Consider the following 23,428-nt stretch of genomic DNA (forward strand, 5'->3'; position numbering starts at 1 on the left):
GGAGTGAAACAGCGGCCGGGCGCCGGGCCAAGCGCGTCCACGCGGTGGAATGTGCCAGCCGGTGCCCGGGGCCGCGCGGCCTCCCGGGTACGCTGTTTCAGCGGACGAGCTGGCAGGACGGTCGCGGCCCGGGTTCTCCCGGTCCGAGGAAAGTCCGGACTCCGCAGGGCAGGGTGGTTGCTAACGGCAACCCGGGGCGACCCGCGGGACAGTGCCACAGAAAACAGACCGCCCCCGTCCCCGGACGGGGGTAAGGGTGAAACGGTGGTGTAAGAGACCACCAGCATCCCGGGTGACCGGGATGGCTCGGTAAACCCCACCCGGAGCAAGGCCAAGAGGGAGTGCGCTCCTGCGCAGGCGATCGAGGGCGGCCCGCCCGATGCCTGCGGGTAGGCCGCTGGAGCCTGCCGGCGACGGCAGGCCGAGATGGATGACCGTCGCCCGGTCCGCCGCGAGGCGGCCCGGGAACAGGATCCGGCTTACATGCCAGCTCGTCCGCCCGATCGCTACGATCGGGCGCATGGGTCAAGCCGTCGCCGCCGCTGTCGCCTTCCGGACCACCTTCGACGCTCTGCACGCCCCCGTCTACTTCGCGCCAGAGACCCAGGAACGGCTCGCCGCCGCCGGGCTCAAACCAGGGTCGATGACCTACTTCGCCAGCCGCGCCGCGGCGATGGGCCCGGTCGGACCGGGCACGGTCACCGCCACCTTCTACAGCTTCAGCCCCAGTCTGATCGCCCACTTCGTCCCGCGCGTCTGGACGATCGCTACCCCCGAGGCCGTGCTGGAAGCCCAGCTCGCCGCGGTCGACGACATCTACCGCAGGCTGTTCGGCGACGAGACGCTCGCGTCCGCCGAGGTCGCCGAGGCTGCCGAGCTCGCCCGAGAAGCCACCGAGGGCTGCCGTCCCGAAGGCCGTCCGCTCTACGCCGCGCACGCGGACCTGGACTGGCCCGAACAACCGCACCTCGCGCTCTGGCACGCGGTCACCTTGCTGCGCGAGCACCGCGGAGACGGACACGTCGCGGCGCTGACCACGAATAGCCTGCCCGGCCTCGAAGCGCTGGTCACGCACAGCGCGACCACGAACGGCACCCCGCCGGACACCGCCAAGCGCACCCGCGGCTGGAGCGACGAGGAATGGGACGCGGCCGCGGCCCGGCTGACCGCCGACGGAATCCTCGACGCCGGCGGCGCGCTCACCGAACGCGGACTCGAGCTGCGCGAACGCGTCGAGACGGCGACGAACGCGGCGGCGCGGGGCCCGTGGGAGCACCTCGGGGAAGAGAAGACGGCCCGGCTGGAGCAGCTGTGCGCTCCGCTCAGCCGCCGGGTGATCGAAGCGGGCGCGATCCCGAGCGCGGCGTTCCGGCCCTGATCCGCGAGACGGTCCGGAACTGCCCGGGATCACGCTTTGTAGTGAACAAATGCGCACATCGGACGCGATGGTGACCGTTATCGCATCGGAGAGTGATCAATTCCAGATTGTTTTCCACTCCGGTTGTCACTCACCGGACTCGCGGCGGAACGCCGATCGGGGCATGCCACACTGGTGCCTGCCCGACACGCCGGTCCGGGGCGCACCGAGAGTGAGCGCCGCACGTTTCGCGGAGCCGCACCGCCGGAAGACTGCGCAATCCGGGTGGCTTGGGTTATTCCGGAGCACCCTTGCCACGATGATGGAGGGCGAGGAATCCTGACCATCGGACCGCAGCACCCGCCCATTGACCACAAGTCGACATCTACGCAGCGCGCTTTGACCATTACCCCTTGTAACGCCATGATGGTGTTCGTAGCTTCGCCGAAGCCAGAACAGCGCGGCGCCCGCCGTGCACCGGGAGTATCGCGATGACCAGCATGACCGCCCTCGAGACGTTTGTGGCCGAAGGGCTCAGCACCGGCAACGTCCGGACCTGGCTGCTCGACAACATCATCCCGCTCGTGCTCCTCGCGGTGGCGCTGCTGCTGCTGTGGCTCGGCGGCGGCAAGGGCGACAACGCGGGGGTCATGCGGCGGCTCGCCGGCGTGGTCATCGCGCTCGCGATCATCGGACTCGCGGTCAGCGGCGCGGGCGTGAACGTGGGCCAGTGGATCGCCGGCCTGTTCACCGGCTGAGGCGGAGCAGGCGTGCGGATCAGGACCGATGACGAGGTGTACCGGGTCGATGCCGTCTGGCTCGGCCCGCCGAAGGCGACTTTTCCCTGGCGAGCCCGCTACGTGGCATGGCTCGTCGGCATTCCGGTCTTCCTGGTCGTGCTCACCGTGGAGCGGTGGGTCGGCTGGAGTTTCGGGTTTTTCTCCACGGCGTGGGCGTTCGTGGCCACGATCGTGATCACCAGGCTGATCACCGCCAAGATCAGCCACGAGCGCCCGCTGGGCGCGGTGATCGCGATGATGGGCCAGGAACTGCGCGCGCCGAGAGAACGGACCTCGGGCGCGGGCGGCGCGGTGAGCGCCAGCCGGGTCCGGGTGCGGGCGGAGCGCCCGCTGCCGAAGCACAAGAGAAGGCGGCAATACCAGCACCGCGACCCGCGTCGCGGTGCCGGCACGAGTGCCGGGAAACAGGGAGCACCACGAGCGCGCCGGAGCCGCCCCGCGGCTCGGGCCGGGAGGTAGTCGTTGTTCGGTCGCGGCGGAAGCCGAGGGAAGCGGGAGCAAGACGTCCCTGCCGGTGCGTGGAACACGCCCCCGCAGGGCCGTCCGCCGTCCGGCGGCAGCAAGTCCGGCGGCAAGGGCCGCAGGCTGCCCGGTGAGCAGGCGATACCGGCGTACACGCCGTCGATCGCCGCGCGCAGCATCGACGGGCATCTGCTGCGCACCGGGTACGAGGTGTACGCCTGGTACCGGCTCGCGCCGCAGCGCTGGTCGTTCCGTTCCGATTCGCAGCGCCGCGACCTGATCGCGGCCATCGCGGGCCAGTACGCCGAACTGCAGGGCCGCTGGCTGCACCTGCGCGTCACGAACCGGCCGTACCCGATCCGGATGTGGGCCGAGGCGCACGTGCACAACGCGGTCGGCAGGCCGGGCGACGTGCCGGGCGCGCTGTCGTTCGACGACTACCTGATCGGCGAGCAGCAGCAGCTGATGGGCCGCTCGATGGCGGAAAAAGAGGTCTACCTCGGCGTCCAGGTGCAGACCCGGCGCATGGTGGACCGCGCGGTCGAACGCGCCGCGCCGGTGCTGCGCCGGATCCTGCCCGAGGCGGTCGACGCCGAACTGGCCGCGCTCGACTCCGAGATCGAGCACCTCGACCAGGTCATCGGCAGCGCCGGGCTGGAAGGCCGCCCGGTGCACGCCGAGGAGATGTCCTGGCTGATGCACCGCTCGTGCTCGCTCGGCCTGCCCGCGCCGCGGAACATGCCCGCGGTGCCGGGCGCGGCGTGGGAGCCCGAAGACCTCGCCAGCTTCACCGACGCGGCTGATTTCCACGCCGACCCGTACGCGCCCACGGTCACCGTCCGCGGCCGTACCGGGTCCAACGCCGGCGTGTCGCGGCATCTCGCGGTGCTCACCGTCGGCCAGATGCACGGGCTGCAGATCCCCGAGGTCGACGACCCGTGGATCCAGCACGCGGACCGGCTGCCCGCGGCGGTCGAGGTGTCCGCGCGGATCTACGTGCGGCGGCCGGAAGAGGTGTCCGGCGAACTGCAGCGGCAGATGAACAAGGTCCGCTCGCAGGTCAAGCACTACACCGATGAGCACGAGCTGGAGCCGCCGCAGTCGCTGGCCCGGCAAGCGGGCCGGGTGCTGGAGATCGACGACGAGATGACGTCGGGCTTCACCGCGCTGGCCACGCGCGTGCGGTCGTGGTGGCGCCTGGCGGTGTCCGGTCCGACCGAGCGCGACGCGCTGCGGCTGGCCCAGCAGCTGCTGGATCTGTACAAGCCGAAGATCGCCATCGAGCACCCGGAAGCGCAGTACGCGATGGCCCGGGAGTTCATCCCGGGCGAGCCGCTGGCCTCGGGCGCGTACATGCGCCGCGGTTCGGTGGTGTGGACGGCTTCCGCGGTGCCCACCGCGACCGCGGAGGTCGGCGACCGGCGCGGCATCCTGCTCGGCGAAACGGTCACCGCGACGCGGCGGCCGGTGGCCTGGGACCCGTGGATGGCGCAGGAAATCCGCGACGGATCGGGCCTCACCGCGATGGTCGCCGGCCTGGGCGGCGGCAAGTCGTTCCTCGGCGGCGGCATCGTCTACAAGACGCTGCGGGCCGGGGCGCACTGGACGATCCTCGACCCGTCCGGCCCGCTGTCGCGGCTGTGCGACCTGCCGGAGATCCGCCCGTACGCGCGGCCGATCAACCTGCTCAACGCCCAGCCGGGCATCCTCAACCCGTACCGGGTGGTCGCCGATCCGCTGATCGAGCACTTCATGGACGAGGAGGACCCGGAACGCTCGTGGCGGCGCGAAAAGGCGCTGGCCGGGGCGACCCGCCGGCGGCTCGTGCTCGACGTGCTCACCGGCGTGCTGCCGTACGAGGTGTCGCGGATGGCGCAGACCCGGATCGTGCTGCTGCGCGCGGTCCGCGCGGTCGGCGGCCGGTTCGACGCCGACCCGGGCCAGGTCATCGACGCGCTGCGGCGGGATTCGAGCGAGCACCACGAGCACGCGGTCGTGGTCGCGGACTTCCTCGACGAAATGCGCGAACGGATGGCGCTGCTGATCCCGGAAACCGACGCGGACCCGTACTCCGAGACCCGCGACGACCGGATGACCGTGCTGACCATGGCGGGGCTGACCCTGCCGAAGGACGGCGTGCCGCGCGAGTACTGGACCGACGCCGAATCGCTCGGCGTGGAAATGCTGAACCTCGCGGCGTGGCTGACCCAGCGGTCGGTGTACGAGAAGCCGAAGGAACTGCGCAAGGGCGTCTGGATCGACGAGGCGTTCTTCCTGTCCGAGGTGCCGACCGGGCGCGTGCTGATGAACCGGTTCGCGCGCGACTCGCGGAAGTGGAACGTCCGGGTGCTGCTGTCGTCGCAGATCCCGGCGGACTTCCTGAAGATCCAGGGTTTCGTGGCGCTGCTGGACTCGGTGTTCGTCGGCAGGCTCGACGACGACGATGCCCAAGCCGACGCGCTGCGGCTGCTGAAGGTGCCGGTCGGCGTGGGCTACGAGCAGGTCGTCGCCGCACTCGGCCGCCGCCCCGGCGCCCAGCGCGGGCTCGAACGCGACATGGAGCCCCGGCAGTTCATCTTCGGCGACGGCGCCGGCGGCGTGGAGCGCATCCGCGTCGACTTCTCCGGCCCGCATCTCGACCCGTTGCGCGCGGTCATGGACACCACCCCGGGCTCGCCCGACGCGCGCAGCAAACCCGGCAGCGAACTCGTGGTACCCCACGAGGACGAGGCCAAGCCGCACGTCCCCGCCCCACCGGAGGACGAGGAGCTGGAACACGACTTCGAACTCCAAGCGGAACTCGAGGTCGGTCTCGCCGACGAGCAGCTGCTGGGCTCGCCGGACCCGCTCGCGTCCGAGACCGGCGAGGTGGAGGGTGCAGTGCGCAACGGACGGCAGGAGGACCGGCACGCCCGCGCCGGCGGCAAGGGCGGCGGAACCGGCAGGGATGCCGCATGACCCCCGGTGATCCGGGCCGGCCCGCGCCGGCCGTGAGGAGGCCTGCGTGAACACCGTCTTCACGCTGGCGTTCGTCCTCGCGTTCGCCGCCGGCTGGCACGCGCTCCGCAAACGCGTCAAGGAAGGCCCCAAGCCAGGCGGCCGCCGCCCCAGCAGGCGCGCGTCGCTGCTGGCGGTGGTGGCGGTGATCGGGCTGCAGACGGTGCTCTTCGCTCCGTCGGCCAACGCGGCGGCTTGCGGGGAGTCACCGAACCCGGAGCGGCCGGGGGCGGGCATGGTCGGCGCGCTCGACCCCGCCGAAGGCCACGGCGAGGCGGGCAGTCCGTACATCGATTACAGCTACGCCGGGTTCGTGTGGAACACCTACCAGACGAACTGCACGGCGTTGTCGGCCATCGCCTCGCCCAGCTCCACGATCGACACCTGGGCGGGCAACCAGCTTTTCAATGTCGGCAAGAACATCGTCGGCGCCACCAACTCGCTGCACTACACGGTGCTCGAGGGCGGTCTGCTCAACCCGATCTACAACGCGGTCAAGGCGGGCGCGGAGAAGGTCTACAACAACATCTACACGCAGTTGTTCGGGCTGGTCGCGCTGATTATGTCGATCATGTTGTTCCGCAACATCTGGCGCGGCGACCTGGCCGGGGTCAGCAAGCGGGCGCTGTACGCGATGGCGGGCGTGTGGCTCGCCGCCTCGTCGCTCGCGATGCTGCGCTATTTCGACCCCATCGACAAAGCGATCGTGCAGACCACCACGAACATCCAGGCCGGGTTCGTGGACGAGTCCGAGAACCGGGTGGTGCGGCACATCCTGCCGACCGACCTGCACAACGAAGTGGTCTACAAGAACTGGCTGCGCGGGGAGTTCGGGTCGCCGGACGCGCCGCAAGCAGCCCAGTACGGCCGCCCGCTGCTCGACGCCCAAGCCTTCACCTGGGAGCAACTGCGCAACGGCGACGACGGCAAGCAGAACGTCGTCGACGCCAAGAAGGCCGCCTTCAAGGACATCTCCACCAAGCTCGGCCCCGCCACCGGCTACTTCACCGGCGAGGCGGGCGGCCGCACCGGCGCCGGGTTCCTCGCGCTGGGCCAGAGCCTCGTCTACTCGCTCTTCCAGCTGCTGGCCAAGGCGTCCGTGCTGCTCGCGCAGGTGCTGATCCGCCTGTTCGCGCTCACCGCGCCGCTGATCGGCCTGGTCGCGCTGCTGAACCCGGAGATCCTGCGCCGCGTGCTCAAGGTCGCCGGCGGCATCGCGTTCAACCTGGTCGTGCTGTCGGTGCTGGCCGGCGTGCACGCGCTGCTGCTGCAGGCGATCTTCGCCGCGGGCGACGGGCTCAACCTGCTCACCAAGATGGTCCTCGCCGGGCTCATCACGGTGCTGCTGTTCCTCGTCGGGCGCCCGGTGCGGCGGCTGTGGCAGATGGTCGAGATGTCGGTCAGCATGGTCGGCGGTGCGGTGCCGTCGCCGGGCGGCGGGCTGTTCTCCCGGTTCCGCCGGAAGAACGAGCCGACGCCGCAGGACCAGTTCTGGCAGAACGTCCGCGACACCGACGACGTCGTGGACGGCGAGCAGCGCGGCCCGATCGGCGCGACCGTCGGCGGCGGCCGGTACCGGCCCGAGGCGGCGGTTTTCGCCAGCTCGCAGCGGCTCGACAACGGCTCCCGGGCGGCCCGTCCCGCCGCGGCCTGGTCCGGTGCTCCGTGGCCGGGCGCGGTCGGTCCCGCGCAGTCCGCCGCGGGCGCGTTGCCCTCGGGCGGCGGAGGCGGTGCGCCGGCGTTCGGCCAGTATCACCCGGTCGCCGGTGCGCCCGGCGACTACGTGATGGCGGGCGCGCGGTGGCCGGTCAAGGAAAGCCGCCAGGTCGACACGTCCCCGGTCGCGGACCGGCGGTGGAGCGACGAACCGGAACCGGTGGTCGTCCCGTCGCGGATGAGCGCGCCGGATCGCGGCTACTCGGCTCCGGCGCCGGACCAGCCGGGGTTCACCGTGCCGACGCAGGGCATCCGGGCGCAGCCGCGCCGGGTGGATCCCGAGGTCGTGGCCGGGAAACCGGTGTTCGTGCTGTACCGCCCGTCGCGCGGCATCGAGGTCCGCGACACCGACCAGGTCATGGGGCGGTGACCGATGCCGATCCGCACCAACCGCGGCCGGACCGCGGTCTACCGCCGCCTGTGGGGGTTCCCGCTCCGCTCGCCCCGGCATCTCGTGGGCACGCTGGTGTTCCTCGCCGTGCTGATCACCGCGCTGGGCGTCGGCCTGCCCAAGCTCCTGGGCAAACCGGCGTCCGCGCATCCGGGAGCGGCTCCGCCGAACTCGTCGGCCGGGCCGCACACCGGCGTCGCGGCCCCGGTGCCGAGCACGGAAACCCTGCCGACCCGGCTGTCGCAGCCGCTGGTCACCCCGTCGTCGGCGGCGCCGAACCCGCAGGCGCTGAGCATCGCTAAGCAGTGGGCGACGGCGTGGGTGCACCATCCGGCGGGCATCTCGAACGCCGACTGGCTCAACGGGATGCGCGCGCTCACCACCGACGAGTACCTCCCGATTATGTCCACTGTGGACCCCGCGAACATTCCGGCGACCAAGGTCACCGGCGATCCGACGGTCGCGCAGTCCTACTCCAGTTCGGTCAAGGTCGTGGTCCCCACCGACGGTCCGAAACTCAGCATCACCGTGGTCAAAACCGCGGCGGGATGGCGAGTGTCGGACTATGACCAGGCGAGCTGACCGTGAAGCTGGCCATTCTCGTCTCGGTGGTGATCGCCGCCGTTTTCGCCACGGTGCTCACCACCAACGTCGTGCAGAAGGCGGTGACCGATCAGCAGCAGGCGGCGGCCGGCGGGGTCGCGCTGACCTCGTGCGACGCCGCGATCGGCCCCACCCAGCCCGGCCAGCCGGAGCAGGGCGGGGCGGACGCCGCGGAACTCGACCAGGAGTCGCGCAACACGGTTTCGCTGATCATCTCGATCGGCAAGCAGCGCAGCCTCGCGCCGCGGGCGTGGCAGGTCGCGATCCAGGCCGGGATGACCGAATCGCGGCTGCACAACGTGAACTACGGGGACCGCGATTCGCTCGGCATCTTCCAGATGCGCCCGTCGATGAACTGGGGCAGCGCGGCCCAGGTCACCGACCCGAATTACGCGATCAACAAATTCTTCGACGTCCTGCTCGGCGTCCCGGACTGGGAAAACCTGCGCCCCGGCGACGCCGCGCAACGGGTCGAGCGGTCCGGCTTCCCGGACCGGTACCACCGGTGGGAGGCCATGGCGGCCGCGCTGGTGCAGAACATGGGCCAGATCGCCGACGTGGTGGGCTGCGGGCAGGGCATGGGAGCCGCGCTGCCGCCGAGCCAGGCCGCGGCACAGGCGATCAAGTTCGCCCTCGGCGAGCAGGGCAAGCCTTACATCTGGGGCGCGACCGGCCCGGATTCCTATGACTGTTCCGGCCTGATGCTGCGCGCCTACGAGTCGGCGGGCGTGATCCTGCCGCGCGTGTCGAAGGACCAGTACAAGGCGGGCGCGATGCTGCCGGTGCGCGACGCGCAGCCCGGCGACCTGATTTTCCTCGCCACCGACCCGGCCGACCCGACGACCATCCACCACGTCGCGATGTACCTGGGAGACGGCAAGATCGTCGAGGCCCAGCAGACCGGCGTGCCGGTGCACGTGCGCCCGTTCTCGTTCGACGAGCACGAAGTCGTGCCGCAGGCGGTGCGCCCCGGCGTCTAGCATGGGTGCGGGAGGCACCGGCTCTTGACCCGCGGGTTGCCCAGTACCGCGGGTCCGGATTCACCCCGAAGTCGCGGCCTGTCCACGAGCACGTGGCCGCGCGCTGGCAGAGGATGGCACACGTGGCACGGAAATTCGGCAAGCGAGGCAAGACCGGCCAAAGCGAGCCCCAGGACCCGGCGGCGCTGTTCGGCGCACCGCAGCCGCCGCGCCAGTCCGCGCACCCCGCGTCCAGCACCCCGTTGGCGGACCTGCTGAACCAGGGAATGCCCGGCGTCGACGGCGGGTACGTCGTCCTGCCGCGTTCCCTGGCCGAGAGCATGTCGCTCCCGTGGCAACAGCAGATGGCGGCTTTGCTGGCCCAGTTCCACGCCGAACACGCACGGTTGTCGTGGCCGGTGTACCGGGTGGTCCCGTCCCGCTACGAGCGCTTGGTGGATCTCGACGAGGAGCAGCTCGCGGAGGCGGGCTACCTGGTGGAGATGGACGCCGAGGGCGAGATGGTCTACCGGGAACGGAGCGGCCGGAAGGTCCAGGACCCCGACCGGACGACTGTGCTGGTGTCCTGCCTGGACCCGATCCCGCGCCCGGCTGCCGCTGGCCCGGCGCCTTCAGGCGAGGCGCCCCCGGTAGGCCCGCTGGCCGCGGCGGTGCCGATGAACATCGGGCCGGCGCCGGTTTGGCGATCTTCGGCGCCTCAGGGGCCGGTGGGGGATGAACTGCCGACGAAGTCCGCTCCGGCTGGGGCTGCACGCCCTTCAGACGCTCATGGGGGTTCGGCCCCGGCTCCTGCCGCGGCGGAACAGGCGGTTTCGCCCGCTGAGCAGGCCTCGGAAGCTGCTGGTCCGGAGACGGTTGCTGCGGACGAGACATCTCAGCCCAGCCCTGCTGTCGAGGCTCCGCCTGCCGCGCCACCGCCCGACACCAGCGTCCCGTCCTCGATGCCGCCACCCGCGCAGCCTGCGGTCAATCCTCAGTTGCAGGCGAGGCAGGCGTGGCAGCCGAAGCCGTACGTGCACGAGCCGCGTCAGCCTGCCCGCCCGGCGGAACCGTTGCCGCAACAGGGGAATCCGGTGGTTCCGCCACACGGTCGGCATGAGGCCGCTCCCGGGTGGCATGGACAGAACCCGGCGGAACAGCAAAGTCGGGTTCCGCAGCCCGGGGTGCAGCAGTACGGCCCGAGTTCGCCCCCCGCACCCGCGAACCCGTCGATGCCAGCGCCACAACCCCCGGCTCCGCCAGCTGCGCAACAGCCGGTTACTCCGCCCACGTCCGGTGGGTCGCAACCGGCTCCGCAGCAGCCGCCTACGGCCACACCTAACACGGAGTCGGTGAACCCGCCCGCGGCTAGTGCTGCGCAACCGGTTCCTCCCGCGAGCGCTCCGATGCAGCCTGCTCCTCCCGCGCCCAACGCTGAGTCGGCGAATCCGCCTGCGCCTGGTGCGTCGCAACCGGCACCGTCCGCGAGTGATCCGGCTCCTGCTTCACCCAGTGCTGAGTCGGCGACCCCGCCCGCGTCTACTGCACCGCAGCAGCCGCCGACGGCTCCTGCCGCACCCGGCGCTGAGTCGGCGAACTCGCCCGCCTCTGCTGCGCCGCAACCGGTGCCGCAGCAGCCGCCGACAGCTCCTGTCTCGCCCAGCGCGGAGGCAGCGACTCCGCCCGCGCCTGGTGCCTCGCAACCGACTCCGCCCGCGAGCGATCCGGCTCCTGCTCCATCCAGCGCTGAGTCGGCGACCCCGCCCGCGCCTACTGCACCGCAGCAGCCGACGGCTCCTGCCACACCCGGCTCCGAATCGGCAAGCTCGCCCGCTCCTGCTGCGGCGCAACCGGTGCAGCACCAGCCTGCTCCCGCCGCACCCGGCGCGGAGTCGGCGAACTCGCCCGCGTCTGCTGCACCGCACCAGCCTGCTCCTCCCGCGCTCGGCGTTGAGTCGGCGAACCCGTCCGCGCCTCCTGCACCGCAACAGCCCCCGACTGCTCCTCCTGCACCCGCGGAGTCGGCAAATCCGCCCGCCCCTTCCGCACCGCAACCACCTGCGAATCCTCCGGCCCAGCCGCAAGCACCTCCCGCCTCGGGTGCTCCGTTCCAGCTTCCGCAGCCCAGCGGTCGCCGTCGCGCGGTTGAGACCGGGCCGGACGGGCGGCCCTTGCCTGTCTTCCCTGGGCAGGAGACCGGCACCTCCACGCCGCCGCCGGTGCGGCCGTATCGGGATGAGCTGCCGGTGTTTCCGGGCAAGGAATCGGCCGTACCGCCGGTTCCGGATTACGGTGCTTCCTCCCCGGCGGACGACGCGGCGACCCCGCCTCGCGGCATTCCGGTCGGGGATCCTCGCGGGTGGTTCGACGAGCATCCCGACCACGAGGACGACGGTCCGGCCGACTTCGGGCCCACCGGGCAGCCCACGGAGGTTCCGTTCCGCTGGCGCAAGTGAGCGGGCAGGTGTCAGGCTGAACCCATGTCTGACGACCCGAACCCGGACCAGGGCTGGTACTACAACACCCGCACCCACGAAGTCGAGCACCTGGAACGCAGCCGCGGAGTCGACCTCCTCGGCCCGTACCCGGACGAGGCCACGGCCCGCCGCGCGCTCGACATCGCCCGCGAACGCACCCGGCAAGCCGACGCGGCGGACCGTTCTTGGGATGGCGACTGACTGGGCTGGTCAGGCGGGGTAAAGCGGTTTGGTGCGCGGCTGCCGCCATAGGGGCGGCAGGCAGTCGGAGTCCGCGCTGTGGAAGCGGCTAATGCACCCGGCAAGCCGACGCCGACCGTGCCTGGGTGGCGGCTGACCGGGCGGTCAGTTGGGGTATAGCGCTTGTCCCCACAGTTGCAGCAGGCAGCCGGAGGCCGCAGTGCGGATGCGGCTAACGCACCCGGCAAGCCGACGCCGCCGACCGTGACTGACTGGGCGGTCAGGCGGGGTAGAGCGGTTTAGTCCGCGGTTGCCCCCACAACTGCAGCAGACAGCCGGAATCCGCGGTGTGGAAGCGGAGCCGGTAGTCGCCGTGTCCGGCGGGCAGCGGTGGCAACTCCCGTTCCTGTCCGGCCAGTTCGCGCAGGACGACGTGGCCGGAATGAAAGCGGCAGCTCAGCTCCGCGATCCGGGGATAGGACCGGTCGGGGCCCGGGTCCGCGGGGCAGAGCACCACGGTCAACGGGAGTTCGCCGTCGTGGATCGGGGTCCAGAAGAGCGCCGCGCCGGGGACCGCGTCGATCAGGTTCGCGGATTCGGCGGACGGCGGTACCGGCAGGATGTCGCCGAGCGAACGGCCTCGGTCTAGCAGCATGAACTGCCCTGCCCGGACGCGCAGGTGAAAATCTAGGCGCGTGGTCGCGGGCCGGTACGGGGCGAAGTCCTCGGGGATGCCGTCGGGGAAACCATTCGAGGCAAGGAATTCAGCGAATTCGGCGTCGGTCACCTGCCGGGTGCGCTCGGCGAGGCCGGGGACGTCTCCTGGCTCCGGCCGTTCGTATCTGCTGACGACCGCGATCTGGCCGGGGCCTTCGGGCAAGGGGCCTTGCCATTGGCTTATCGACACGGTCCCGCAGGTTCGGCAGGCGTCCCGCCTGATGCAGATGGTCCGGCCGGACGCGTCGGTCTGGGTTTCGGTCGCTTCCAGGGCGAAGTCGGGGAAGTCGTGCGGGCTGCCGCAGGCGCGCAGGATGTGGTCCATCGCGACGTCTTCCCGGGTCGGGACGGGTCTCATCGGTCACCTCGCGGTTGGGTCAGCAGTGCGCGGCCGCGCTCGGGGGTGAGCGTCGAGGCCAGCGCCGGGTCGGCGAGCAGCGCGACCGGGGCGATGTGGTCGACGTTCCGCGGCCGCCAGTGCTCCATGGCCGCCCGCACGGCCCGCCACAACGCGTCCGCGTCGCCTGCGTGGGCGTCCAGGGCCTTCCTGACCAGCTGATCGAACGCTGGCTCGCCGAAGTTCGGGCGCGGTCCGTCCCGCCGAAGCCGGGCTTGGCCTTCGCCGATGGCGAGCTGGATCTCCGGGCGTTCGCCGATCATCGCCGTCTGCAGTACCGAGTGGCGGTAGTTCGTCGCGGTCCGAGCGTGCTCGGCGAACAGCCACGGCAGGAATTCCTCGGTGAACAGCGGATCGGCGAAAAAGCCTTCTGGCGCCTGATGCAGCAGCCTGCTGAACGACTGGCTGGCCTGGTACTCCCGGCCGAGCAGCAGGTCTAACTGGACGAGCAGGATCGTGGCCCGGTCGCGGCCGAATTCCTCGGCCTGAGCGAGAACCGCCGAGGCAGCGTCGGCATCGCCGGCGAGCGCGTCGAGCCTGGCCTGTTCGACCTTGGCGTCCCACGAGTCGCGAGTTTCGCCTTCCGGACGGCGCATCTGGTGGAACTCGGCGTACAGGCTCTCCATCAACGCGGTGAACGACGCGAACCGGGTGGGCGGTTCAGCCATCCAGGAGAACAAGCTGTACGCCGCCCACTCGCCGGACTCGTCGACGTCGCCCGGGTCGAGGAACAGGATCCCGGCGTCGGCCTCGAGCGAGATCAGCAGTCCCCGGCTGAACTTGTTGCTCTCGGCCGGTTCCTCGTCTTCGGAGAGTTCTTCCCAGCCCTCCCAGTACGGCTCGATGTCCCGCAGCCAGCCGAGAGTGGCGGTGTCCCGCATGCGCCAGACGAACGATCCGGCGTCGCGCCAGCCGTCTGTCGTCAGCAGGAAATCCCGGTAGGACGGCGGCAGCGGCAGACCCAATCGTGCCTCTGCCGCCGCGACCGCCTCCTCGCTCGCCGGGGCGAAGCCGAGCCATCGATCGCGCAATACCTGCGGGTCGAGCTCGGCGGGCTCGGAGCTCTGGATCCACTCCGCGCTCCACCGGGACAGCCAGGGTTTCCAGTCCATGCGCGGCATTATGGCGGCGCGGCTCCGGCCCCGGTGGCGGATTCGGCGAGGTGTGCGGTTACCCCATCACCAAGGCCGGATCCAGTACGAATTCCGGATCCACCTGCTCCGCCAGATCCGTTCCCGCGCGTCCGTTCCCCCAGGCCCGCGCGTTCCGCAGGTGGAACTCCACGCCTTGGCGCTGGTACCGCGCCCAGTCGCGCGGCGTCGTGTCCACCAGGTCCTGCATCGCGGCCAGCGTCGCCAGGTTGCGCGGTTCCAGTTCGCCGATCGGCCGGGTCGTGCCGCGTTCGGCGGCCCGGACGTGGCCGGACGTCGTCATCCAGCCCAGCAGGGCCGAACCCAGCTGCTCGGTCAGGAAGTCCACGTCGTCGCCGTCGGTGACCTTGTTCCCGATCGCGACCAGGTGAACCCCGAAGTCCCGCGCGTGATCCGCGTACTGACGGTAAACACCGACGCTGCGCAGGGTCGGTTCGCACACCAGGAACGTCACGTCGAAGCGCGTGAACAGACCCGAGGCGAACGCGTCGGCACCCGCGGTCATGTCCATCACGACGTACTCGTCCGTGCCGTCGACCAGGTGGTTCAGCAGCAGTTCGGCCGCGCCGACCTTCGAGTGGTAGCAGGCCACGCCGAGGTCGTCCTCGTCGAACTGGCCGGTGACGCCCAGCCGGACGCCGCCGAGCGGGCGGAAGCAGGCGTCGAAGATCGGGTTGTCCTCGAACGGCCGCACGAGCCGCGAGCCGCGGCCGGGCGGGGTCGTTTTGATCATCGCGTCGGCCGACGGGATCCGCGGGTTGTCGCCGCGCAGGTACTCCTTGATCAGCGGCATGTTGTCGCCGAGGGTCGGCCACGCGAGCGCCTGTTCCTCGGTCGCGCCGAGGGCCACCGCCAGGTGCTGGTTGATGTCGGCGTCGATCGCCAGCACCGGTTTGCCCGCAGCGGCCACATAAGAGACGAACAGCGACGAGAGCGTGGTTTTCCCGCTGCCGCCCTTGCCGACGAACGCGATCTTCACCGATCCGGCCCCTTCTGAAAATGAAGACGATTATCAATGCCGGGCAGGCTACACCCGACCGGCCCGCGCCCGAACGGGCGATCACCGGCGGTTCGGCGGGATAGTGTTGGACCGTGCCGCCACTCGTGCTGAGGACGCCAGCGTCGGGAGGGGACTTCGGTCGTCTCCGGACGGAGTTCGCGCTGCCGGAGTCGTTCGGGCCCGCGGTGCTCGCGGAGGCCGAAACGGCGGTGCTCGATCCGCTCGCGTCCGCGGGCGGCCGCGAGGACGCCACCGACCTGCCGTTCGTCACGATCGATCCGCCCGGGTCTAAGGACCTCGACCAGGCGATGGTGATCGAGCGGCGCGGCAGCGGCTTCCGGGTGCAGTACGCGATCGCGGACCTGGCGGCGTTCGTCCCGCCGGGCGGGGCGCTCGATCACGAGGCGCGGCGGCGCGGGCAGACGCTGTATCTCCCGGACGGCAACGTCCCGCTGCACCCGCCGGTGCTGTCCGAGGGCGCGGCCAGCCTGCTGCCGGGCGAGGTGCGGCCGGCGGTGCTGTGGACGATCGACGTCGACGAGGCCGGGGAAATCGTCGCCACCCGGGTTCGGCGGGCGCTGGTGCGGTCGACCGAGCAGTTGGACTACGAAGGCGTGCAAGCCTCGCTGGACGCGGGACGACCGCATCCCTCGGTGGCAGCGCTGCCGGAACTCGGCCGGTTGCGGCGGAGTCTCGCGGTGCGGCGCGGGGCGGTCGAGTTGCAGTTGCCGGAGCAGGAAATCAGCGGCGACGTCGACGGCGGCTGGATTCTCGCGCGCCGCCCGCGGACGGTCGTCGACGCGTGGAATGCCGAAATCTCGTTGCTGACCGGGATGGCCGCGGCGCGGATCATGATCGACGCCGGGATCGGGGTGCTGCGGACGCTGCCTTCCCCGGAGCCGGACGCGGTGGAATGGCTGCGCCGGTCGGCGACGGCGGTCGGGCTGGCTTGGCCGGTCGAGCTGACGGTGTCCGAGTTCCTGTCCACATTGGACCCTGGACAGCCCGCGTCGATGGCCTTGTATGCGGACACCACGCGGCTGTTGCGGGGCGCGGGGTACACGGCCTTCGCCGGCGAGTTGCCCTCGGTTACGACGCACGCGGGGATCGGCGGGGCATACGCGCACGTCACGGCACCGATTCGACGGCTGGTCGACCGGTTCGGCACCGAGGTGTGCCTGGCGGTGACGGCCGGTCGCGAGGTGCCGGACTGGGTGCGCGAGGCGTTGTCCGAGGTGCCGGCGTATATGTCCGCTTCGGACAGTCTGGCCGCACGGGTCGAGCGCGCGTGCATAGATCAGGTCGAAGCGTGGGTACTCGCAGAGCATGTCGGTCACGAGTTCACGGCGGTGGTGCTGCGCGCGGATGAGACGCGCGCGGAGATCCTGGTCGAGAACCCGCCGGTGATGGCGAAGTGCTCCGGCGAGAAGTTCCCGGAGGGCGAGCGGATCGCGGTGCGGCTGACCGAAGTGGACGTCGAGCAGCGGAAGGTGTCGTTCGAACGGGTATGAGGAACGCGGAACTGGTCGATGATCTCGGCGAGCCGGTGCCGATCGAGGGCTCGCCGCGGCGCGTGGTGTCGCTGGTGCCGTCGCTGACCGAGGCGGTCGAGGTGAGCGCGCCGGGGCGGCTGGTCGGGGCGACGGACTACTGCACGCATCCGGCGGATCTGGACGTGGAACGGGTCGGCGGGTCGAAGTACCCCAAGCTCGACCGGGTGCTGGCGCTCGAACCGGATCTGGTGCTGGCGAACTCCGAGGAGAACCGGCCGGAGGACGTGGAAACCCTGCGTGCCAACGGGATCCCGGTGTTCGTCATGGCCGCGGCGGAGTCCGTGCCCGCCGCGCTGGGATCGTTGCGGCGGATTTTCGGCCAGGTGTACGGCATCGACGAACCGAAATGGCTCGACATCGCGGACGAGTTGTGGCGCGAAGTGGCACCGGTGCGCCACCGCGCGGTGATCCCGGTGTGGCGCAAGCCGTGGATCGTGCTGGGCCGCGATACCTTCGCCGGAGACGTGCTGCGCCGGGTCGGGGTCGAGAACGTCTACTCAGGACACTCCGAGCGCTATCCCCGGCCCACGCTGGAAGAACTCCAGAAGACCGGGGCCGACCTGGTCGTACTGCCCGACGAGCCGTACGAGTTCACCCAGGACGACGGCCCCGGCTTCTTCCCGGAGATGCGCCCGGTACTGATCTCCGGGCGCTACCTCACGTGGTACGGACCGTCTCTCGTGGACGCCTACGCGGCGCTCAGAGAGTCAGTCCGGTAAGGACAGTCACGCGCTCCTCGGTGAAGTCCGCCATCGCCGCCGCCGGGCCTTCCCGGCCGACACCGGAATCCTTCACACCGCCGTAAGGCATCTGGTCGGCGCGGAAGCTCGGCACGTCGCCGACCAGCACACCGCCGACCTTGAGCCGCGCGGACACATCGAACGCCGTCGGCAGGTCGCGGGTGAACACGCCGGTCTGCAAACCGAAGCGGGATGCGTTGATCCGCTCGACGCCGTCGTCCACAGAGGACACCCGGACCAGCGAGACCACCGGGCCGAACACCTCGTCCGCCATCACCGAAACGTCCTCGGGAACCTCGGAGAGCACGGTCGGCTCCACCGTCGCACCCGAACGGCCGCCTCCGGCCAGCAGCTTGGCGCCGGCGACAACCGCGTCGGTGACCCAGGTTTCGACCCGCGACGCGGCGGCTTCGTTGACCAGCGGGCCCACGTCGACGCCGTCCTCGCGCGGGTTTCCGGTGCGCAGCGCTGCGACCTGCTCCAGCACCTTCTTCTGCAGCTCGTCGTAAACGTCGGCGTGCGCATACACGCGCTGCACCGAAATGCACGACTGTCCCGCCTGGTACATGGCGAACGTCGCGATCCGCTGCGCGGCGAAGTCCAGGTCGGTCCAATCCGGACAGACGAGCACCGCGCCGTTGCCGCCGAGTTCCAGCGCGACGTGCTTGCGCGGCACGCTGTCGCGGATCGCCCAGCCGACCGGCACCGAACCGGTGAACGACACGACCGGCAGCCGCGGGTCCTTGACCAGTTCGGCGGTCGCCTCGTTGCCCAGCGGCAGGATCGACCAGCTGCCCGCCGGAAGATCGGTCTCGGCAAGGATTTCGCCGAGCAGCAGTGCGGTCAGCGGCGTCGCCGGGGCCGGCTTGAGCACGATCGGCGCGCCGACCGCGATCGCCGGGGCGACCTTGTGCGCCACCAGGTTCAGCGGGAAGTTGAACGGCGTGATGCCCAGCACCGGACCGCGCGGCACGCGCCGGACGAGCGCGAGCCGTCCGGTGCCGCCCGGGTCGGTGTCGAGACGCTGCAGGTCGCCGGAGAACCGGCGGGCCTCCTCGGACGCCCAGCGGAACGTCGACACCGCACGGCCGACCTCGCCGCGCGACCACTTCAGCGGCTTGCCCGATTCGGCGGTGATCAGCTGCGCGATCTCCTCCGTCCGCTCGGAAAGACGCCGCGAGATGTGGTCGAGCGCGCCCGCGCGGACGTGCGCGGGCAGCGTCGCGTACTCGTCGGCGACGTCCGCCGCGGCCTGCACCGCGGTCTCCACTTCGGACGGTCCGGGCACGTAGTGCGAACCGGCTTCGGAGCCGTCGAACGAATGCCGGACGACGGTCGTTTCGCTGCTGGTTACCGGCTTTCCGGCCACCCAGAACGGAAAAGTCACTTGCGGGCCTCCGTGGCGATCGCGTACTCGAGAACGGCGAGGCCTTCGTCGAGCAACTCGTTGGACAGGGACAGCGGGGGAAGCAGCCGGACGACGTTGCCGTACGTGCCGCAGGTCAGAACCACGACGCCTTGCGCGTGGCAGGCGGCGGCGATGCGCTTGGTGAGGTCGGCGTCGGGCTCGTTCGTGCCCGGCTTGACGAACTCGGCCGCCAGCATCGCGCCACGCCCGCGCACGTCGCCGATCACGCCGGTTTCCTCGGCCAGCGCCCGAAGCCGCGGCAGCACCAGTTCCTCGATGCGCTTCGCGGAACCCGTCAGGCCTTCGCCCCGCATCGTCTCGATCGCTCCCAGCGCCGCGGCGCACGCGATCGGGTTGCCGCCGTAGGTGCCGCCGAGCCCGCCCGGGCCGACCGCGTCGAGCAGGTCCGCGCGCCCGGTCACCGCGGCGAGCGGCAGGCCGCCCGCGATGCCCTTGGCCGTGCAGACCAGGTCGGGGACGACGTCCTCGTGCTCCGAGGCGAACCAGTTGCCGGTGCGGCAGAAACCGGTCTGCACCTCGTCGGCGACGAACACGACGCCGTTCGCCTTGCACCACGAGGAAATCGCGGGCAGGAAACCGGGAGCCGGCTCGATGAACCCGCCCTCGCCCTGGATCGGTTCGAGCACGACGGCCGCGACCTGGTCGCCGCCGATCTGCTTCTCGATCCGGTCGATCGCCTGCCGCGCGGCCTCCGGGCCGGCCAGCCCGTCGCGGTACGGGTACGAGCCCGGCACGCGGTACACCTCGGGCGCGAACGGGCCGAAACCGTGCTTGTAGGGCACCGATTTCGCGGTCATGCCCATGGTCAGGTTGGTGCGGCCGTGGTAGGCGTGGTCGAACACCACGACGGCCTGGCGACCGGTGGCGGTGCGGGCGATCTTCACCGCGTTCTCGACCGCTTCCGCGCCGGAGTTGAACAGCACCGACTTCTTCGCGTGGTCGCCCGGCGTCAGCTCGGCCAGCGCCTCGCACACCTCCACGTAACCCTCGTACGGGGTCACCATGAAACAGGTGTGGGTGAACAGCGCCGCCTGCTCGCGCACCCGGTCGACCACCTCGGGCGCGGAATGCCCGACGCTCGTCACCGCGATCCCGGAACCGAAATCGATCAGCACGTTGCCGTCGGCGTCGGTGAGCAGGCCGCCGCTGGCGGAGGTGATGTAGGCGGGCAGCGTCGACGCGACCCCGGCGGCGACCGCGTTCGCGCGGCGCTCCTGCAGCGCGCGGGAGACGGGCCCGGGGATCTCGGTCTGCAGCCTGCGCTGCCGGGGTGCCGGAGCCTGCGGCTCGGCGGCGGTGCTGGTGGTCATGCCGCTCCTGCGTCGCGGGTCGTGAGCGGCGATCACGGTTAGAACCGCGATAGGCACTCACGAGCTTTGAACTGGTTCGCCCCTCAGAATGGGCCCTCCGCCCCCTCCCGTCAGCTGGCCGTTCTGTCCAACTTGGCGGCTACACTTGGCCGTTATGGCACTAACCCTGCGCGCCCTCGCCGCCGAACCCGCGCTCGGCCTGCGCGTGGTCGCGGGTGAGGCGGGGCTGGACCGTCCGATCGGCTGGGTGCACCCCACCGAACTGACCGACCCGCAGGTCTTCCTCGAAGGCGGCGAACTGCTGCTCACGACCGGTCTGACGCTCTACAGCGCGACGTACGCGCCCTACATCCGGCGGCTGGTCGACGCGGATGTCGCCGGGCTCGGCTTCGGCGTCGGGCTGAGCCACGCGAAGGTGCCGGACGCGTTGGTGGCAGTCGCCGACGAAGTCGGGCTGCCGGTGTTGGAGGTGCCGCGGAAGACGCCGTTCATCGCGATCACGCGCGCGGTCTCCCGGTCGGTCGCGGCTGACGAGTATGCCGCGACAGTGCGGATCGGCCGCGCCCAGCAGGAACTGACCCGTACCGCGGTCGGGCGCAGCGGCGCCGGGGGAGTGGTGCGTCGGCTCGCGCGGCTCATCGACGGCTGGGTCGTGCTGTACGACTCCGCCGGACGCGTACGCGAGGCGTCGTCGGCCAAAGCGCGCGGCGTCGAACTGGACGTCACCAGTCTTCGCGCGGGCACGCGCGTGGTGTCTCATGGCGAAGACGAGGTCGTCATCCAGACTCTGCATACGCGGGGTGCGCTGGCGGTCGGTACTGCGGAACCGTTGGACAGCACCGGACAGCACATCGTCAACACGGCTGTCTCACTGCTTTCCCTTGCCTTGGAACAAGATCGCGCACAGCGACTCTCGCTGTCCCAGCTGCACACGGGTGTGCTGGAGCTGCTCGCCGCCGGACACGACGAGCTCGCCCGCGAGGTCGTACCTGATCTCCCGGCAGAGCCGTGGACGGTGCTAGTGGTAAAGGGGAGCAAGGCGGCCCGGAACACCCTGTACGAACGGTTGGAAACCCTTGCCGGACAAGTGTTCGCCGCGCATCGCGGAGACAAGCTGATCGTGCTGGCGGAGAACGACGAGGTGACCGCGATCGTCGGGGAGACCGGAGATTTCCACAGTGGACTGTCCACAGGAGATTTCCCAACCGCGTTGAGGCAGGCGGAAGAAGCGGCCGAGGCAGCGCGTACCCAGCGCGTGCCGCTGCTGCGCTACGCCGACCACGCCGGGGCCGGATTGCTCGGCTTGATCGATCAGCAAGCCGCGCAAGCGTTTTCCGACCAGCTGCTCGCGCCGGTACGGGAGTTCGACCGGACCGGCCGCGGCGACCTGGAACTGTCGCTGCGCTGCTGGCTCGAGCACCACGGCCACTGGGACCTCGCCGCGACAAAGCTCGGCGTGCACCGGCACACCTTGCGCAACCGGGTCACCAAAGCCGCCGAACTGCTGGGCCGGGACCTCGACGCGCCGGGCGTCCGCGCGGAACTGTGGTTCGCGCTGCAGATCAGGTCGTGACCAGCAGCGTGATCGGGGAATCCCCGCACCGCCGCAACGTCATCCCGCCCGGCGCGGTATACGGTTCCGCGCCGGATGCCCACCAGGCAGGCACGTCGATCTCGCGCACCAGCGACCCGGTCGCCTTCCGCACGCTGTTCGACACGATCACCCGGCCCTGCGCGTTGAGCAACGCGGCGGTCCGGCCGAGCGCGCGCAGCCGGCGACTCACCGTGCGCTCGAACTCGCGCACATACACGTCCGCACCAACGACTCCGGCGAATTCCTCACCGCGCGTGACGGGAATGGTGAAGGTGAGCGTGTACTCGTCGGTGCAGAGATAGTCCACGTACGGCCCATTGACATGCCGCCGCCCGCTGTCGCGCGGGACGGTGAACCAGGATTGCCGCGTGTAGTCGAGAAAATTGGGGCTCTCCGGATCGAGGCTGATGAACAGCTGTTCCGGAGCCCCGTCGTCGGCGCGGCACGAGGTCCACCATTCGAAGCCGAGTTCTTGATCGGCAAGGACATTCGGCGCGCTCACGAAGCCCGCGCCGACCACGAGGCCGCCGAGCGCCTCGATGACCTGCGGCCGGATCGTGTGCAGCGCATCGGCGGACAGCTCGCCGGATTCGGCGAGCAGCGTCTCGGCGGCGGCCAGAACCGGTTTCAGGCGCGCGAAAATCTCCTCGACGAGGGAGGAAACCTGGGTCACTACCTCTTCGCCGGTCAGCGTGCGGGTGTCGGGCACGATGCTCACCTCGTGATGCGGGTCATCGGAGCTTACGGCGTTTCGAGGGTCAGGTGCAGATCTGCGAGCCGATCAAGCGCGCCGAGAAGGTGCTCTTCGGTCAAGGCGCGCGCCCGATCGCCGTCGGCCGAGGCGATCGCCGAGACGATCGCCTGGTGCTCAGCGTAAGACCCGCGGCAGGTTTCCTTGTCGCCGAGGGGCGCCCAGAGCAATACGCCGTGTTCGCTCTGCAGCTGAACTTCCTGGTTGGTGAGCCGAGGGGACTGTGCGGCGGCGGCGACTTCGAGGTGGAAGTGCCGTTCCGCGCGGGTCGCGTCGGGGCCGCTCGCGCCGAGGAGGTCTTCCGCGGTGAGCCGCAGCCGTTCGAGATCTTCGGGAGTGCTGCGTTCCGCGGCGAGTTTCGCCGCCGAGCCCGCGACGGCGAGGTAGTGGTCGCCGAAGTCGCGAAGTTCAGCCATTGAGACCAATCGCAGGCGTTCGGCCCACGAACTCTGCGCGGGCCAGTCCGGGGTGCGCACGAAGCTGCCGCCGCCGCGTCCGCGCCGCGTTTCGACGAGACCCTGCTGCCGCAGCACCGCGAGCGCCTCGCGCACGGTGACCGTGGAGACGCGGAACTGCGCGGCGAGTTCGGCCTCGCTCGGCAACTGCTCGGCGTCGTCGAGGAGACCGAGCGTGATGGCGTCGAACAGCCGCGCCGCGACCGCCTCCGCGCGCCCCACCTGTTCCAGCGGGGCGAACATCGCCAGTCGTGCGCTGTTCGACATCTCCTTGCGCATCGTTGGTCCACCCGTCTCGGCATCCGTTGGAGCCAATCCTGCCCCAGGGCCTTGTCATTTGAAATATGGAGTTATATGTTTCATCCTGCCACGGAGAGTCAGGAGGCGCA

At 70.5% G+C, this 23,428-nt stretch carries 19 protein-coding genes and 1 other RNA gene; 13 read left to right on the forward strand and 7 right to left on the reverse strand.

Annotated features, from left to right (window positions below):
- The first annotated feature begins 105 nt into the window (after positions 1-105).
- From rnpB to EIZ45_RS34060, 10 genes are all read left to right on the forward strand, one after another.
- An RNA gene (gene rnpB / locus EIZ45_RS34015) (RNase P RNA component class A) lies at positions 106-498 on the forward strand.
- A 22-nt stretch (positions 499-520) separates the two neighbouring features.
- Entirely contained in the window at positions 521-1,378 is an 858-nt protein-coding gene (locus EIZ45_RS34020) for a hypothetical protein (protein ID WP_134669398.1), read from the forward strand.
- A gap of 470 nt (positions 1,379-1,848) precedes the next feature.
- Positions 1,849-2,115 carry a hypothetical protein gene (locus EIZ45_RS34025; RefSeq protein WP_037815757.1) on the forward strand — a complete coding sequence of 89 codons (267 nt, stop codon included), beginning with the start codon at positions 1,849-1,851 and terminating at the stop codon, positions 2,113-2,115.
- 12 nt (positions 2,116-2,127) lie between these two features.
- Positions 2,128-2,616 (forward strand): hypothetical protein, encoded by a 489-nt coding sequence (locus EIZ45_RS34030; protein ID WP_037815755.1) that lies wholly within the window; start codon positions 2,128-2,130, stop codon positions 2,614-2,616.
- 3 nt (positions 2,617-2,619) lie between these two features.
- On the forward strand, positions 2,620-5,577 hold the full coding sequence (locus EIZ45_RS34035) for an ATP-binding protein (RefSeq protein ID WP_134669401.1): 2,958 nt from the start codon (positions 2,620-2,622) through the stop codon (positions 5,575-5,577).
- Between the two features lie 46 nt (positions 5,578-5,623).
- Positions 5,624-7,702 carry a hypothetical protein gene (locus EIZ45_RS34040; RefSeq protein WP_037815752.1) on the forward strand — a complete coding sequence of 693 codons (2,079 nt, stop codon included), beginning with the start codon at positions 5,624-5,626 and terminating at the stop codon, positions 7,700-7,702.
- A 3-nt stretch (positions 7,703-7,705) separates the two neighbouring features.
- Complete coding sequence (locus tag EIZ45_RS34045) at positions 7,706-8,305, forward strand: hypothetical protein (protein ID WP_134669403.1); 600 nt, start codon at positions 7,706-7,708, stop codon at positions 8,303-8,305.
- A gap of 2 nt (positions 8,306-8,307) precedes the next feature.
- The gene (locus EIZ45_RS34050) at positions 8,308-9,306 is read left to right on the forward strand and encodes a C40 family peptidase (protein WP_037815749.1); all 999 of its coding nucleotides are present in this window, start codon (positions 8,308-8,310) and stop codon (positions 9,304-9,306) included.
- A gap of 2,150 nt (positions 9,307-11,456) precedes the next feature.
- On the forward strand, positions 11,457-11,741 hold the full coding sequence (locus EIZ45_RS46275; protein WP_167754405.1) for a hypothetical protein: 285 nt from the start codon (positions 11,457-11,459) through the stop codon (positions 11,739-11,741).
- 24 nt (positions 11,742-11,765) lie between these two features.
- Complete coding sequence (locus tag EIZ45_RS34060) at positions 11,766-11,963, forward strand: hypothetical protein (protein ID WP_037815747.1); 198 nt, start codon at positions 11,766-11,768, stop codon at positions 11,961-11,963.
- A 259-nt stretch (positions 11,964-12,222) separates the two neighbouring features.
- Here EIZ45_RS34060 and EIZ45_RS34065 read toward each other — a convergent pair whose 3' ends face one another.
- Genes EIZ45_RS34065 through EIZ45_RS34075 form a run of 3 tightly spaced genes read right to left on the reverse strand, consistent with a single transcriptional unit; the run spans position 12,223 to position 15,186 of the window.
- Positions 12,223-13,017: a hypothetical protein gene (locus EIZ45_RS34065; RefSeq protein WP_134669406.1), complete on the reverse strand. Its 795-nt coding sequence runs from the start codon at positions 13,015-13,017 to the stop codon at positions 12,223-12,225.
- Positions 13,014-14,168 (reverse strand): SMI1/KNR4 family protein, encoded by a 1,155-nt coding sequence (locus tag EIZ45_RS34070; protein ID WP_167756633.1) that lies wholly within the window; start codon positions 14,166-14,168, stop codon positions 13,014-13,016. The genes EIZ45_RS34065 and EIZ45_RS34070 overlap by 4 nt, the downstream gene beginning before the upstream one ends.
- Positions 14,169-14,226: 58 nt before the next feature.
- Positions 14,227-15,186, reverse strand: coding sequence for an ATP-binding protein (locus EIZ45_RS34075; RefSeq protein WP_037815745.1), 960 nt, complete (start codon positions 15,184-15,186; stop codon positions 14,227-14,229).
- A 113-nt stretch (positions 15,187-15,299) separates the two neighbouring features.
- Between EIZ45_RS34075 and EIZ45_RS34080 the strand changes: the two genes are divergently transcribed.
- Both EIZ45_RS34080 and EIZ45_RS34085 read left to right on the forward strand, forming a co-directional pair.
- The gene (locus EIZ45_RS34080) at positions 15,300-16,718 is read left to right on the forward strand and encodes an RNB domain-containing ribonuclease (protein WP_370318218.1); all 1,419 of its coding nucleotides are present in this window, start codon (positions 15,300-15,302) and stop codon (positions 16,716-16,718) included.
- Positions 16,715-17,479, forward strand: coding sequence for a helical backbone metal receptor (locus EIZ45_RS34085; protein WP_134669412.1), 765 nt, complete (start codon positions 16,715-16,717; stop codon positions 17,477-17,479). Before EIZ45_RS34080 ends, EIZ45_RS34085 begins: the two co-directional genes overlap by 4 nt.
- On the opposite strand, the gene EIZ45_RS34090 is transcribed toward EIZ45_RS34085, so the two are convergent.
- Both EIZ45_RS34090 and gabT read right to left on the reverse strand, forming a co-directional pair.
- Entirely contained in the window at positions 17,460-18,887 is a 1,428-nt protein-coding gene (locus EIZ45_RS34090; RefSeq protein ID WP_134669414.1) for an aldehyde dehydrogenase family protein, read from the reverse strand. The genes EIZ45_RS34085 and EIZ45_RS34090 overlap by 20 nt on opposite strands.
- Positions 18,884-20,239 (reverse strand): 4-aminobutyrate--2-oxoglutarate transaminase, encoded by a 1,356-nt coding sequence (gene gabT, locus EIZ45_RS34095; RefSeq protein WP_043834904.1) that lies wholly within the window; start codon positions 20,237-20,239, stop codon positions 18,884-18,886. The genes EIZ45_RS34090 and gabT overlap by 4 nt, the downstream gene beginning before the upstream one ends.
- Before the next feature lie 154 nt (positions 20,240-20,393).
- On the opposite strand from gabT, the gene EIZ45_RS34100 reads away from it, so the two are divergent.
- A complete protein-coding gene (locus EIZ45_RS34100) occupies positions 20,394-21,812 on the forward strand; it encodes a PucR family transcriptional regulator (protein WP_134669416.1) in 1,419 nt (472 codons plus the stop codon).
- Here EIZ45_RS34100 and EIZ45_RS34105 read toward each other — a convergent pair.
- Entirely contained in the window at positions 21,802-22,542 is a 741-nt protein-coding gene (locus tag EIZ45_RS34105) for a cache domain-containing protein (RefSeq protein ID WP_037816366.1), read from the reverse strand. The two genes, EIZ45_RS34100 and EIZ45_RS34105, sit on opposite strands and share 11 nt — an antisense overlap.
- A gap of 32 nt (positions 22,543-22,574) precedes the next feature.
- Entirely contained in the window at positions 22,575-23,318 is a 744-nt protein-coding gene (locus EIZ45_RS34110; RefSeq protein WP_037815737.1) for a FadR/GntR family transcriptional regulator, read from the reverse strand.
- Positions 23,319-23,428 lie beyond the last annotated feature (110 nt).

Origin of the sequence: Amycolatopsis sp. CFH S0740, assembly GCF_004522315.1 — a bacterium.
GTDB lineage: Bacteria > Actinomycetota > Actinomycetes > Mycobacteriales > Pseudonocardiaceae > Amycolatopsis > Amycolatopsis nivea.